7 protein-coding genes are annotated in these 14,378 nt (G+C 75.3%); 2 read left to right on the plus strand and 5 right to left on the minus strand.

The window, feature by feature from the left end:
• Positions 1-4: 4 nt before the first annotated feature.
• Together AB0I60_RS23050 and AB0I60_RS23055 are read left to right on the plus strand one after the other, a co-directional pair.
• Positions 5-2,752, plus strand: a complete 2,748-nt coding sequence (locus tag AB0I60_RS23050) for a BTAD domain-containing putative transcriptional regulator (protein ID WP_360732800.1) — start codon at positions 5-7, stop codon at positions 2,750-2,752.
• Positions 2,753-2,974: 222 nt separating this feature from the next.
• Positions 2,975-3,628, plus strand: coding sequence for a hypothetical protein (locus AB0I60_RS23055; protein ID WP_360732802.1), 654 nt, complete (start codon positions 2,975-2,977; stop codon positions 3,626-3,628).
• 22 nt (positions 3,629-3,650) lie between these two features.
• Here AB0I60_RS23055 and AB0I60_RS23060 read toward each other — a convergent pair whose 3' ends face one another.
• The 5 genes from AB0I60_RS23060 to AB0I60_RS23080 form a co-directional block, all read right to left on the minus strand.
• The gene (locus tag AB0I60_RS23060) at positions 3,651-4,241 is read right to left on the minus strand and encodes a type VII secretion system-associated protein (RefSeq protein ID WP_360732804.1); all 591 of its coding nucleotides are present in this window, start codon (positions 4,239-4,241) and stop codon (positions 3,651-3,653) included.
• The gene (locus AB0I60_RS23065; protein WP_360732805.1) at positions 4,225-5,700 is read right to left on the minus strand and encodes a hypothetical protein; all 1,476 of its coding nucleotides are present in this window, start codon (positions 5,698-5,700) and stop codon (positions 4,225-4,227) included. The genes AB0I60_RS23060 and AB0I60_RS23065 overlap by 17 nt, the downstream gene beginning before the upstream one ends.
• A gap of 137 nt (positions 5,701-5,837) precedes the next feature.
• On the minus strand, positions 5,838-13,526 hold the full coding sequence (locus AB0I60_RS23070) for a hypothetical protein (RefSeq protein WP_360732807.1): 7,689 nt from the start codon (positions 13,524-13,526) through the stop codon (positions 5,838-5,840).
• Positions 13,527-13,584: 58 nt separating this feature from the next.
• Entirely contained in the window at positions 13,585-13,908 is a 324-nt protein-coding gene (locus AB0I60_RS23075) for a hypothetical protein (RefSeq protein WP_360732809.1), read from the minus strand.
• Positions 13,901-14,377 carry a YbaB/EbfC family nucleoid-associated protein gene (locus AB0I60_RS23080; RefSeq protein ID WP_360732811.1) on the minus strand — a complete coding sequence of 159 codons (477 nt, stop codon included), beginning with the start codon at positions 14,375-14,377 and terminating at the stop codon, positions 13,901-13,903. The genes AB0I60_RS23075 and AB0I60_RS23080 overlap by 8 nt, the downstream gene beginning before the upstream one ends.
• Position 14,378: the final 1 nt, after the last annotated feature.

Below are 14,378 nucleotides of genomic sequence, written 5' to 3' on the forward strand. Positions count from 1 at the left end.
GGACGTGGTGCGGGTGCGCTTGTTGGGCGGCGTCGGGGCGGAGGTCGGCGGAACGCCGGTGAACCTGGGTTCGGCCAAGCAGCGCGGGGTGCTGGCGGTGCTGGCGGTCGAGGCCAACCGGCTGGTGCCGGTGGACCGGCTGCTGGCGTGCGTGTGGGGCGACCCGGTCCCGCCCCGGGCGAGGAACTCGCTGCACACCTACGTCTCCGGGCTGCGCGCGGCGCTGGCCGGGAGCGGGGAGGTGCGGCTGGAGCGCCGTCCGGGCAGCTACCGGCTCACCGTGGACGAGCGGTCCGTCGACCTGCACCGGTTCCGCGAGCTGGTCGGCGCGGCCCGCACGGCGGACGACCTGCGGGCCGGGGCGCTGTTCGAGGAGGCCCTCGCGCTGTGGCGGGGCGAGCCGGTGGCCGACCTGCCCACGCCGTGGGCCCGGGACCTGCGCGCCGCCCTGGGCCCGGAGCGGCTGGCCGCCGAGCTGGACCACGCCGACGTCGCGCTGCGCCGGGGCCGGCACGCCGAGCTGCTGCCCGACCTGGTGGACCGCGCCCGGGACCACCCGCTGGACGAGCGGGCCGCCGCCCAGCTCGTCCTGGCCCTGCACCGGGCCGGCCGCCGGGCGGACGCGCTGGAGCACTACCGACTGGTGCGCGACAGGCTCGTCGACGAGCTGGGCGCCGACCCCGGCCCCCGGTTGCAGGACCTGCACCGGCAGCTCACCGGAGGCGACCCCGCGCCGGCCGGCCCCGGTCGGGTGGTGCCCCACCAACTGCCGGCCGCACCCAGGTCGTTCACCGGCCGGGCCGACGAGCTGGCCGCGCTGACCGCGGCCGTGGACGGTGCGACGCCCGGCGCGGCGGTGGTGATCTCGGCGTTGTCGGGGGCGGGCGGGATCGGCAAGACGTGGCTGGCCTTGGCGTGGGCGCACCGCAACCTGGAGCGGTTCCCGGACGGGCAGCTCTTCGTGGACCTGCACGGCTTCAGCCCGACCGACCGCCCGACCGCACCCGCCGACGCGCTGCGCGGGCTCCTCGACGCGCTCGACGTCCCGGCCGAGCGCGTCCCGGCCGACCTCGACGCCCGCGCCGGCCTCTACCGCAGCCTGGTCGCCGGCAAACAGGTGCTGGTGGTGCTGGACAACGCGGCCACCGCCGACCAGGTCGTCCCGCTGCTGCCCGGTGCCCCGACCTGCGCCGTCCTGGTCACCAGCCGCAACCGGCTGGCCGCCCTGGTCACCCGGCACGGAGCTCGCCCGCTGGCGCTGGAGGCGCTCACCGACGCCGAGTCCCGCGCCCTGCTCCGCGCCGCGCCGGGCACCACCGCCGACGACGACCCGGCGATAGCCGAACTGGTCGCACTGTGCGGCGGGTTCCCGCTGGCGCTGGGCCTGATCGCCGCGCGGCTGCACCACTCGACGCCCGCCGAGGTCGTGGCCGAGCTGCGCGACTCCGGCCTGGACGCGTTGGACGACACCGACGACCTCGCCGCCAGCCTGCCCGCCGTCCTGTCCTGGTCGTTGCGCAGGCTCACCGAGCAGCAGCGCACCGCGTTCGCCCTGATCGGCATCGCACCCGGGCCCGACGTCGACCTGGCCGCCGCCGCCTCGCTCACCGGTCTGTCCGAAGTGGACGCGCGGCGCGTCCTGCGCACGTTGGAACAGCACTCGCTGCTGGACCGCAGACCCGGCGGCCGGTACGCCATGCACGACCTCGTCCGCGCCTACGCCGCCACGACCGCCGACACCCTGCCCGACGCCGACCGCCGCGCCGCGCTCGACCGCGTGGTCGACTTCCACCTGCACACCTGCCGCGCCGCGACCCTCCTCCTCACCGCCCACGGTGCGCCGATGGAACTCGACCCGCCCGCACCCGGCACCCGCCCGCAGCCGATGCCCGACCTGCCGGCCGCGCTGGAGTGGCTCGACACCCACCACCCGCACGTGCTCGCCGCCCAGCACACCGCCGCCGGCCTCGGGCGGCACCAGACCGTGTGCGACCTGGCCCGAGGTCTGTTCACCTACCACCACCGACGGGGGCGGCTGCACGACGACGTGGCCGTGTGGCAGGTCGCCCTGGCGTCGGCGGCCCACCTGCCCGACCCCGCCACCCACATCCGCGCCCACGGGTACCTCGGCGGCGCCCACGCCGACCTGGGGCAGCACGACGAGGCCATCGCCCACCTGCACCAGGCACTCGCCCTCGCCGAGCACCACGACCACACCCTCCACCGCGCCAACACCACCCGCGCACTCGCCCGCGCCTGGGAACAACGCGGCGACGACCACCGCGCCCTCGAACACGCCCTGCTCGCCCTCGACCTCTACCGCCGGGTCGAGCCCCCGGTGTCGGAGTCCACCGCGCTCACCACGGTCGCCTGGTACGCGGGCCGCACGGGCGACTTCGACACCGCCCGCACCCACTGCCGGGCCGCCCTCACCGCGCTGCGCGAGGAACAGGACCTCGACGGCGAGGCCGCCGCCCTGGACAGCCTCGGCTGGATCGACCACCACACCGGCCACCACGGGGAGGCCGTCCGCAACTACCGGCAAGCCCTCACCCTCTTCCGCGACCGCGGCAACACCCGGGAAGCCGCCAACACCCTCGACAACCTCGGCCACCCGCTGCTCGCCCTCGGCCACGCCGACCAGGCCCGCACCGCGTGGCAGGAAGCGCTGGCGCTCTACCGGGACCAGGGCAGCGACGCCGACTCCGACCGCGTCCGGCACCAACTCCGCGACCTCGACGCCGCCCGCTGACCCGACGCCGTGGCACACCTCCTCCCGGCGGGAGGGCGGCCGGTCGGCCGCCACACCGGATCGTGTCACGCACGTGCTCGCGCGGCCGAGGCGTCGAGGGGCAGCGCGGTTGCCCGTTCGGCTTCGGTCGCCCGACGACGGCGCACCCCGGCCGGCCGATCGCGTCCACTGGAGTACCGCACACGGCCGGGAACACGGCCCCGGAACACTTCGGAGGACACGATGGCACCCGTTCGGCACCGGGACGCGAGGGCGGCGTTGGCCGCGCTGTCCTGCACCGCGCTCGCCCTCACCGCCTGCGGCACCCCGGTGTCGCTGAGCGGGTCGCCCGTCGCCGCGCCCCAGCGCAGCGGCCAGGTCACCGCTCCCCCGGCGGCACCGCCCGTCACGACGCCGGGCACCGCGTCGACGCCGGTGTCGACCCCGGCGTCGACCGCCACCACGCCGTCGAGCGCGGACGTGCCGGCGCAGGGCTGGTGCCGGGCGGGAGAGCTGGCCATCAGCGCGGACGAGGGTGTCGCGCCCGTCGCGCAGGGGCGGGTGTTCGTCATCCGGTTCGCCGCACGGCGCGGCGTGGCCTGCTCGGTCGGCGGCGCGCTCGGCGAGGTCGCCTTCCTGGCCCAGGACGGGACGCCGCTCGACGTCGGCCTGGGTGAGGCATACGCCCCCGAGACGCCGGAGGTTGCGGTCGCCGAGGGGCTGGAGGCGGTCGTCTACGTCACCACGGCACCCGCCGGTACGCCCGGCCTGCCCGTCGCGGCAGTGCGCTTCACCCTGCCGGTCAAGGGGACCAAGGGCGACCCGGTGACCGTCGCCTGGCCGGCCCCGTTCGCCGGCCCGACCCGGCTGACGGGCTTGATGGCCCCGGTCGGCTGACCCGGTCCGCTGGACGGACCGCTCAGCCGCGCGCGACCTCGCGGACCGTGTCCGCCGGCAACCGCAGCGACATCGGTGCGCCGGGGTTGAGCAGGACGTCAACGCCCCGGTCGGGCAGCGCCGCAGCCAACTGCTCCAGCACGACGTCCCGCCACCCGGCGGCACGCACCCGCCGGCGGTGCCCCGGGGAGGTCGTCACCAGGACCGAGGGCACGTCGTCGGGCGCGGGCCGCACGACGGCGGCACCCCGCTCGTCCACCGCGACGCCGAGCACCACGTCCCGCAGCGCGGCGGTCAGCACGTCGGCACCGACCTCGCCGCGCGCCAGCAGGCCCAGCACGGCGTCCACGGGGTCGAGCGGGGAGTCCGGTGTGGACGGTCGGTGCCCCGGGTTCGGCTCGAACCGCCCCCGGGACCCGTCCGGGAGCACGGGCCACCCCCCGACGACCGCTGCCGGCGGCGGGTCGGGGACGGCGTCGGTGGGCGTCCACGCCGAGTCGATCAGCAGGAGCAGAACCCCTTGCCGCAGCACCCCTTCCGGCAAGTCCTCCGATGACGGGCGCTCGCGGGACGGGTCTTCGCGGGACGGGTGCCCGTCAGCGGGACCGGTCATCGCCGGACCCTCGCGGGTGCCCCGAACCGGGGATGCGCGTCGTCACGGTCTCCATCATCCGCGAGAGCAGCGGCAGCGAGGTCTCCGCCGCTTCCCCCTGCCCCGCAGGGCTTTCCGCCGCCGGGCGGCTCACCGGACGCCCGGCCTGCGCCGGATCGGCCGGTGCCGCGCCCGCCGTCGGCTCAAGCGGTTCCGCACGAGGCCGTGGCGGGGTGGGCAGTGCCGTGGTGGGCATCAGGGCGGTGGTGAGCAGGGTCGCGTGGTCGAAGCGTTCCAGCAGGCTCTGCGCCAGCACCCGCAGGCGGTCCGCGTGCGCGGGGTCGAGCGCTTCGTACAGCACCAGGTTGCGGTCCGGGTCGAGCGGGGCCGTGCGGGCGGCTGCGGCGGTGGCCGTGGTGTCGGCGGGGCGCACCCACAGCCCGGCCGCGACGACCTCGATCACGGTGTCCGGCGCGTACCAGTACACGCCCGGCGCCATCTCGCCCAGGCCCGCGACCGGCGGCTGGTAGGCGCACAGCCGGGGAGGCGGCGGTTCGGCCGCGCCACCACGCGGGCGGTGGGCGAAGCCCTGGGCGATCGTCGTGCGGCCGAGCGTGCCGTCCGGGCGCAGCGCGTGGACCTCCGTCCCGTCCGGCGAGGCGACCGGCAGGCCGGTGCTGCACCGCACCTCAGCGCCGAGCAGGTCCGCCAGCGCCTGGCCGGGGACCGCGCCCGGCGGCAGCGCCACACCGCCGTACGGCACGAACCAGGCCGTGGCCAGGACTTCCGGCGGCAGGCCGTGGCAGAACGCCGCGACCTCCGCCGGGTCGAGGTCCGCCGCGCCCGGACTGCCCAGCACGACGACCAGCGCGTCCGGCCGGCACGGCAGCGTCCTGGTCAGGCCGGCGCGGCCGACCGCGAACGAGTCGTCCGCGTCGTCGGGCCGCAGCCACACGCCGGCGGGCAGCGGTTCGGCGACGGTGCCGGCACCGACCTTCCGGGGCTCGGCGAAAGCGGGCGACTCCCAGGCGGGGCGCGGGAAGCGCTTCGCCTCCCACTCCGGCGGCCGGCCCGGCGGGAACCACACCCAGCCGCTGTTCGGACCGGAGTGGACGAACAACGAGCCGGTGACACCGTGGTGCACCAGGCCGCACGGTGCCAGCACCGCCCGGCCCAGCCGGTCGGCCAGCCACCGCGCGACGTGCGGACCGACCTCGCGCGGGTGCCGGCCGGGCACCAGCCGCACCGGGCGGCGGCCCTTGGGCAGGGCGGACGCGAACGACTCCCACACCTCGACCGGCGCTCCCGGCGGCAGGTCCGCCACCACCAGGTCGTGCTCCGGGTCGGCGGGCAGCGACGCGGCCAGCGCACGGGCCTCCGCCGTGCCGCCGTCGGCCGCGTGCACGAGCACCGCGTGCCCCACCTCGGTCCTCCCCGAGCCGACGCGGCCCAGCCCCCGGACCCTGGTCAGCAGTGACATGGCAACCCCTTCCCTCGGCGGTCCCCGGCACCGCACCGGCCGTCCACTCCCCCACGATCGCCCAGCCGCGCGCCGCCCGTCCGGTCGTCGCCGTCACCCGCCGACTTCGCCGGACTTCCCCTCACGAACACCCGCCGCTACCCAGGCGTGGGCATCAGGTGGACCGCGACCGCGCGCCGGCGCTCGGCGAGGGTCGCCCCGGTCGTCGTCGGGTCGTGCGAGCGGCCGTGCGCGAACACGGCGATCTCGTACCGGTGGAGGTCGGGCAGGTCGGCCCCGGGCCGGTTGCGGGCGTCGAACTCGGCGCGCAGGACCTCGTGGATCAGGTCGCGGACGGCGTTCGCCCGGTCGGCGGCCGTGCCGTCCCCGCCCCGGAGGGCGTTCCCGTGCCCGATGACGACCACGCGGGTCAGCGGGTCGCCTTCGCGGTGCTGCGCCAGCAGTTCGTGGAACAACCCGCGCGCGAGCCGCTCGACGTCCCGCGCGGCCTGCGGGGACAACCCGTGCTCCCCCTTGCCGAACGGGACCGTGGTCAGCCGGTCGGGCACGGGCACGGCCTCCGGCACCGGAGCGGGCTCGGGAGTCGGGACCGGCTCGGCTTCCTCGGCGATGGGTTCCAGCGGTGGCCGGGGTGGCTCGCCGCCCCACCACTCGGGGTCCGCCGTCTCCACGAAGAGGTCGTCCCGGGCGTCCGGCACGCCGTCGCGGGCGCGGATGGCCTCTTCCGCCTCGACGAACACGTCCTCCAGGTCGTCGAGCCGCTGGATCAGCTCGCGCCAGGTACTCCCGCCCGTGCGGGAGGTCGCCGGCAGGTGGTCGGGGTGGACCCAGGTGCCGACCCCGATCTCCCGGTGCGGCCACTCGACCAGCGCCAGGGCGTGCTCGTCCGGGAACAGGCCGTCGACGGCCACGTCGGCCCGCAGCTCGTCCTCGGTGAGCGGGTCGAGCCTCCGGTGCCGCCCCCAGTCGTCCACGTACTCGAAGCCGGGGTCGGCCAGCGCGTTCGCCCGCTGGACCTCGTGCAGCGAGTGGTGCCCGGCCGGCAGCAGGTAGGCGGCCATGGCCAGGCGCATCAGGCCGGGGTCCACCTCGATCCCGGTCCGGGCCGCGACGCGCTGGACGAACGTCATCACCATGTACGCCGACCCCGACGTCCCGGTCGACACCAGACCCCCGGTGTGCTCGGCGGTCCGGTGCAGGTCGCCGGAGACGACCATGTGCATCCGGTTCTCGGCGGGCAGCCAGGTGAGCCCGCCGTCCCGCACGCCGATCCCGCGCTCGCGGTGGCTCAGCGGCGGAAGCAGCGCCTCGGGATCCTGCGCCATCCGCATGGGCCGCTCCGCCGCGTCGACCAGCGCCCGGCGATCGGCGTCTGGCACGTCCGCGCGGCTCGCCTCGACCAGGGCGCGTTCCGCCTCGGTCTCCCGGCGGTCGCCGCGTTCGAGCTGCACCTCGGGGTGGCGCGGGACGACACCGCCGAACGCGGCGGCGAGCCGCTCGTCGCGCGCGGCCGACCAGATCATCGTCATCTTCTCGCGCAGGTTGCCGTTGTCGCGGACGCCGTGCCCCGTGCCGACGCCGGCGGACCCGGCCAGGTGGGGGTCGTGCTCGCCCAGGAGGCCCCGGTCGCGCGCCGGGATGCCCCGGTAGAGGGCGGCGTAGACCTTGTCGACCTCGGCGGTGACCGCCGGGTGCTGGGCCAGGTAGTGCCCCAGCCGCTGTTCGAAGACCTTCGACCGCTCCGCGTACTCGATCCGCGCTTCGAGCCGGCTCTGCTCGAACCGCGACAGCCCTGCGGGCCCGGACCGGTCCGCGTGCTCGGGCTCCGGGGCCCGGTGCGGCGGCACGTCGCCGATGTGCAGGGCCAGGACGTCCAGGGACCGGGTCGGCAGCACCATGTCGGACATCGGCCGCACGCCGTCGGGTCCGACCGTGGTGTTGCGGCCCATCAGGGTGCCGGAGATGCCGAGCCGGTCGTACTCGTCGGGCAGGCCGAGCATGTGCCCGACCTCGTGCGCGTAGGTCACCGGCGGCTCGCCCGGCCGCCAGGAGGTCTGGGTCGTCGGGGCGTCCGGGTCCAGCACCACCACGTGGTGCACGGGGGTGCCGGGCCCGGCCTCCAGGACCCGGACCACCAGCCGGTCCCCGTTGCGCAGCACGTGCTCCGGCGCGTTGAAGTAGTCGTCGACACCGGTTTGCAGCGCAGCCCACACCCGGACCGCCTCGGGGCCGGGCACGCCGCCCAGGTCGAACGCGACGCGCACGGTCAGCTCGGTGACCGGGCGGCCGGCCGTCTCGATCCGCCGCACCTCGAACGCCGAGCGCTGCACGTCCTCCACCCCGGGTGTGCGCCGCACCCGGCCGCGCTGGTGCGCGGGCGCGTCGTCCAGCAGGCGCCGCTCCTCGGGGGTGAGCGCCTCCTCCCGCCGCCCGTCCGGCCCGCCGGCACCCGCCGGCTCGCGGACGTCGGCGACCGGCACCGGCGAGGGCGCGTGGGGTTCCGGCACGCCCGGCGGGAGGGCCGGGGTGACCGCGGGGCGCATCCCCCGGATCGGCAGGTCGATCGTGCCGAGCGGTCCGTACGTGTGCCGCCCCTCCGCGTCGACGCGCTCCGCGATCGGCACGTCCCGCGCACCGGTCCGGTCGAACGGTTCCAGCCGGACGGGGTCCTCGCCGGTCCGGTGCAGCACCAGGTTCACGTCGAGGCCCCCGGCGACGAACCGGCCGGCGGTCCGCACCGCGTTGGTGGCCTGGTCGTCCCGCGAGCCCTCGTCGGGACGGGGTCGGTTCCCCGTCAGCGCGTTGACCAGGTGGCCGTCGGCTGCGGGCCACCGCGCGAGGTGGTGGCTGAAGTCGACGGGGTCGGCGACCCTCGACGTCAGCTCCACCCCCTGGGCGAGCACCGTCGCGCGCACCTCGGCCGCGTCGCGGTGCTCCACGCGGGCGACCGCGTCGAGCAGGCTGCCCTCCTGGACCGGGGTCGCCTCGGCGGTCTGCTCGGCGAGCAGGCCCAGCAGCCGGTGCAGCCACGTGTCGTCCCGCGAGGTGACGACGTTGTGCGCGGCGAGCACCTGGTGCTCCTGGGGGATGCCCGCCACGACCGCCCCGTCCTGCCGGGGCGTGCGCGCGACCGGCTCCGCCTCCCGGGCGGCCATCGCGGCGGCCACCTCGTGCTGGGACCGGCCCCGGACGACTTCCTCGGGAACGGCCGAGGAGATGGCCTTGCTGAGCACGTTCCTCTCCTGGTTACCCAGCCACGCCGCGTGGTCGGGATCGGGCGGCTGCCAGCCGGCCTGCCCCGGGTTCGCGTTGGGCCGCAGCGGTTCCCGCTCTTCGTAGGGTCGGTCCGGGTACTCGGTGCGGTAGGACTTGTAGCTCGTGCCGGTCTTGGCGTTGCGGGTCTCGTAGACGCGGTTGATCACCGTGGCCAGGTCGCCGTGCGTCTGCGGCAACCGCTTCGGTTTGCGGGGGTCGGTCGCGGAGCTCTGGTTGAACTGGTCGGCCAGCCGCTTCAGGTCGGTGGTGACCGCCCCGTCCACGTAGTCGACGTCGAACGCCTTGCCCCGCACCGGGTGCCGCCCGTTCATCGCCTCCGCCGGCAGCGGATCCGGCACGGTGGCGGCCAGGTCCAGCAACAAGTCGGCGGTGATCCCGCGTCCGACGAGGTCCCCCCGGGCCAGGTCCAGCAGCGAGTCGCGGCCGGTGGCGTCGGGTGCCGTGCCCTCCAGCGACAGGGCGACGGCGGCGCGCAACCCGTCACTCGCCAGGCGCGTCGCGTCCCGCACCGCGTCGGCGACGTCGGCACGGGCCCCGCCGGGGTGGGTGCGGTGCAGGGCTTCCACGCGGAGTTCGCCGAGCACGGCGTTGGCGGCGTCGCCCAGCAGGCCGTCGAGGACGCCGCGCAGCTCGGGGTTCCCGGCCGGCTCCCCGGCGCGCACCCTGGCCAGCTCCCCGTCCAGCCGGGCCTTCAGCGCGGCGCGGTCCTCCGGGGACATCCCGCCGATCCACTCGGTGACCAAGGGGACGTGCGACTCCCGCAGCTCGCGGGCGTACCAGCCGTTCAGCCTCTTGGACAGCGCCACGTACTCGCCGCCGGTCTGGCCGAAGCGGTTGCCCGCGTCGGCCAGCACCGGGATGGCGTCGAAGAACAGCGTCGGTTCGGGCCCGTACGGCAGCAGCGGGTGCGTCGCGGCCAGCCGCTCACGCACGCGCATGTCCTCCGCCACCTTGTCGCCGAACGCCTGCCCTCCCTCCTCGGACCGGTAGCCGCCGACGAACAGCAGCGGTCGGACGGGTGGCGCGTCGTCCCCCGGTACCCCGCCGTCGTACTTGTCCTGGAAGTGGTTGAACACGTGCCCGCCGGACGGGACCGTGCGCCCGCCCAGGTCGAAGTCCTGGATGGAGACGTAGGGGTGCAGGTCCTTGGCGATGAACGCCTCGGCGAGCTGCCGGGTCGCCTGGCTCGACAGCGTGTCGTTGCGCATGGTGCCGTACGGGAACGACGGCGGTTTCGCGTTCTTGCCGGGGTTGCGGGGTACGGGGAAGGTCATGCCCACGGTGGCCACCGGCACGTCGATCCCGGCGATCAGCCCCGGCACCCGGTCCAGCGCCGCGCGCAACTCGGCCTCCTGGTCGCTGCGGGCGTTGACACCCAGCACGAACCCCACCCGGCCGGTGAAGCCCTTCGCCCCCTCCAGGATCGCGTCGACCACCTTCGGCAACCGCCCCAGGTCGCGGAACGGGAGGATCGCGCTGACCACGAAGGCCATCGGCCGCCCGCCCTCCACCAGCCTGGTCACGGTGTCGAGGTAGTTCGCGGCGGTCACGGTCGGGCCGGAGTCGGCGACGAACTCGTCGAAGGCCGCGTTGCGGTGCACCGGGAACGGCTCCGGCCGCGCCCTCTTCCCCGGCAGCTTCACCGGCGCGGAGGCGGGTGGGTCGTCCTCGCTCAGCCTGCGCTTGACCTTGCCGGGGCCGCGCCCGCCCGGCGCGTCGGACGGCGCGTGCTGGGCGTTGTAGGGGCCGTCCGCGTAGACGCTCGCGGTCGGTCCGCCCGTCGGCTCGGCGACGGGCCGGGCGGGGGTGGCCGGATCGCCCAGCGCGTGGGAGACGACGGGCAGCGCGTTGTCGCGCACCCGACCGATGACGTCGAGGTGCTCCGGGGTGAGGAACTTCTGGTCCGGGTCGAGGCTCCCCATGATGCCGCCGCGCCCCTCGGAGCGGGTGAACAGCAGGGAGTCGTCGTGGTAGCCCTCCCACAGGCCGAGGTAGTGGAAGAACTCGTGCACCATGGCTTCGACCGGGTCCGCGACGTCCCACTGCGCCTGGTTCGTGCGCGTGGTCGGGTCGGACGTCGTGGCCGGTCTCGGGCTCGCGGTCACGGTCGGCGTCGGGCCTCCGCTCTTGCCGGAGTTCCGGGTCTCCACCAGGGCGTTGCGCGACGGGTCGTTGTCCCAGCCGCGCGCCACGGAATCCGGCGTGCCGGCGGACAGCGTGAAGTGGACCTGGCTGCCGTGGAACGGCCCGTCCCCGGTCCACAGGTGGCGGTGGTTGAAGTGCTCGTCCAACTGCCGCTGCACGTCGTCGGCCAGGGCGCGGCGCTCGTGCGCGTCGACCGAGCGGTCCGGCGAGACGAGGTCCAGCGGGACGGTGAACTCCAGCACCCACTTCCCCGGCTCCACCTCGAAGTGGCGCTGGTCGAACCGGATCCGGGTGACCTTCCCGGTGACCCGGCCGTCGTCGGTCCGCAACCCGCCCTCCCGACTGGACGGCTCGAACCGCTCGCTGTCGTACCGGGTGGCGGGGGCACCCTCGCGGCGGGCCTCCCAGGTGGGGTCCTTGCGCACGAACCCGTCCGGCGGGACGAGCGGACCGGGGTTCTGGTGCACCGGCCCGGGTTGGTGGTGTTCGGGAGTCGGGTCGCGGAGTTCGAGAGCCGATGCTCGGTGTCCGGCAGTCGGTTCCGCCGTGGTGGCGACCGCTTCGCCGGGGGTGACGGACCTGGTGGGCACGTCCCGGACCGGCGACGGGACCTCCGTGCGCTGGAACACCGGAACCTCGGCGCGCGACGGCCCACCGGTCTGCGTGGCCGGCGTGCTCGACGAACCCACCGCCGGGCTCGTCGTCGGGCTGGACACCGGGACGGTCGTCGGGGTCGCTGCCGGGACGGTCGTCGGGGTCGCTGCCGGGACGGGGATCGCCACGTGCGGGACCGGGGTGTCCAGCAGCGAGCGTTCGAAGCCCGGGTGCCCCGCGCTGTCCATCCGCGACGTGAGGGGACTGCCCGGCCTACCGCCCAGGAAGTGGGTGGTTTCGGCCATCGGGACGGACTGCGGCACCCCCACCGTCCGGCTCGGCGCAGTCGTCGCCGGCGCGGTGGTGGTTGGTGTGGTGGTTGGTGTGGTCGTCGGTGTGGTGAACAGGCTGCCCAGCGGGGTCGGTGTGGTGGTGGTGATCTGGCGTGTGCCGTCCGTGGTCCGGTTCGTGAAGCCCCACGGTGACCCGGCGTTCGGCACCGTGCCGGGGCCGTCGACGCCGAGGCTGGGGACCACCAGCGGCGTCCACGGTTGGACCGGTGACTGCGTGGCGAAGTCCGGGTCGCGGAAGGACTCGTTGTCCGGGTCGACCGGCGAGCGTTCACCGGGGTCCGACAGCGAGCGGCTGTCGGGGTCTGTGGTGAAGTCGCCGTCGTGGCGGTCCTTGCCGCTGCCGTCCTGTTCGTCCCCCTTGAGCAGCGGGACCTTCTCCGAGCCGAACCCGGAACCCGCGTCCGGCGTCGGCAGGTCCAGGTTCAGGCCCAGCTTGCCACCGAGGCCCTTGGCCAGGTCGGCGATCGCGCCGTCGACCTTCGCCGAGGTGTCGCCGCTGCCCTTGTACGGGGCCAGGCCGCCGAGGATGCCGGCCCACGCCTCGTCGTTGTTTCCGGTCGCGCGGTTCACCAGCGGGTTGCTGCCGGCGACCATGCCGACCTGCGTGGTGGCGTAGCCGAGCTGGCCGAGGCCGCGCACCCAGCCCGGCGCGTCGGTCTTCAGCTTGTTGGACAGCGAGCCCAGGCCCAGCTTGGTCACGCCGTGCGCCAGGCCGAACGCCCCGCCGCCGATCGCGCCGCCGATGACCGAGCCCTTGACCGAGTTCCAGTCGATTCCGTCCCGGCCGCTCACGCCGTCCGCGCCGTCGAACACGTTCTGGAACGTCTGGATGCCGAGGTCCAGCCCGCCCATGAACGCGGCACCGGCCGCCGCGTACTTGGCGATGGTCCACCCGATCTGCGCGAGCCCGGTCACGGCCCGCTGCCAGGTGAGCTGCGACAGCTTGGTGACGATCGCCTGCCAGATCTGGACCAGGATGGTGCGGCCGAACGCCAGCGCGCCCGGGGCCGCGAACGCCCCGAACAGCGAGTGCAGCAGGGCCATGACCGTCGCGAACACCACGGCGGCCATGACGACCAGCATGATCTTGCCCTTCTGGATGTCGGCGGCGGCGGTCTTGCACATCTTCGCCAGCTCGCCCGCCGCCTCCTCGACCTTGCGCAGCTTGCCGCTCACGTCGCGGAGGTAGTCGCCCATCGCCCCGGCCGTCACGCCGCGCATCGAGTCGTCCAGCCGGCGCAGCAGCGGTTCGACGCGGTCCGCCGCGTCGCCCGCCGCCGCCTCGAAGTCCCGCCACGCCACGGACATCGCCTTGAGAGCGGCCTCGTTGCCCTCCGGCCAGGTCATGCCGAGCATGACCTTGAAGAACTTCTGGAGCCCCGGCGGCAGCTCGACGGTCTTCGCGGTGCCGGGTCCGGTCACCGGCTCGACGTCGTCGCCCCCTTTCCTGCCCCCCATCCGCCGAAACCCTTCTGCTCACCGCGTGGAACGGACGTGCGCCCGTCCCGTGCGCGACCTAATCGACCTCGACCTGCGAGTCCATCCACCGGGCGGCGTCCTCGTCCAGGCCCGCCAGGTCGTTCGCCAGCCCCTGGGCGTCCCCGGCCGACTGGACCAACCCCCGCGCCGCCCGGCCGGAGCCCTCCTCCAACTGGTCGGCGGGCTGGAGGTACTTCTGCTGGAACGCCTTGCCGATCTGGTCCTTGCCCCACGCGCCCCGGTACTGGAGCAGCACCTCGGAGAGCTGCCGCTGCGCCTCGCCCAGGTCTTCGCCGACGTCCCGCAGCTCCCGGGTGAACGCCCGGAACCCCTCGGGGTCGAGGTAGAAGTCGTCAGCCATCGCCGCGGTCCCCCTTGGTCCGGTCGTCGGGTCGCGGCGGGTCCTCGGCCTCGGGTTCGTCGAAAGCCGCGAGCACGGGCCCGAGGATCGACTCGACCAGTTGGTCCGGGGTGACCTTCCCGGTGGCCAGCCCGCTCAGGTCGATGGTGGGCAGGGCGGGCGTGCCCATCAGCTCGGCCATCCGCTCCTGGACCCGCTCGCGCCCGCGCTGCGCGGTCTCCACGAGGACGGCCGCCAACTGCGCGGGTGCCATCGCCCGGTACTTCGAGCCGTGGAAGACCACGTCGACCAGTTCGCCGCGCCCGTCGAAGGTCATCTCCACCGAATGGTCCTTGGCGCGCACGGTGGTGCGCGCCTCCTCCCAGAACTTGCCCAGCTCGCCCAACTTCCGGGCCTCGGCCTCGACGTCCGCCCACGCCCGCTCGGCGACGCGGGCGGGGTCGCCACCGCTGAAATCCCAGTCCACCACG

The organism is Actinosynnema sp. NPDC050436, assembly GCF_040655415.1.
Classification (GTDB): Bacteria; Actinomycetota; Actinomycetes; order Mycobacteriales; family Pseudonocardiaceae; genus Actinosynnema.

Bases quoted from the DNA above. Each gene is read 5' to 3' on its own strand.
- AB0I60_RS23055 (WP_360732802.1), top strand. From the start codon at position 2,975: ATGGCACCCGTTCGGCACCGGGACGCGAGGGCGGCGTTGGCCGCGCTG.
- AB0I60_RS23060 (WP_360732804.1), bottom strand. From the start codon at position 4,241: ATGACCGGTCCCGCTGACGGGCACCCGTCCCGCGAAGACCCGTCCCGC.
- AB0I60_RS23065 (WP_360732805.1), bottom strand. From the start codon at position 5,700: ATGTCACTGCTGACCAGGGTCCGGGGGCTGGGCCGCGTCGGCTCGGGG.
- AB0I60_RS23070 (WP_360732807.1), bottom strand. From the start codon at position 13,526: ATGGGGGGCAGGAAAGGGGGCGACGACGTCGAGCCGGTGACCGGACCC.
- AB0I60_RS23075 (WP_360732809.1), bottom strand. From the start codon at position 13,908: ATGGCTGACGACTTCTACCTCGACCCCGAGGGGTTCCGGGCGTTCACC.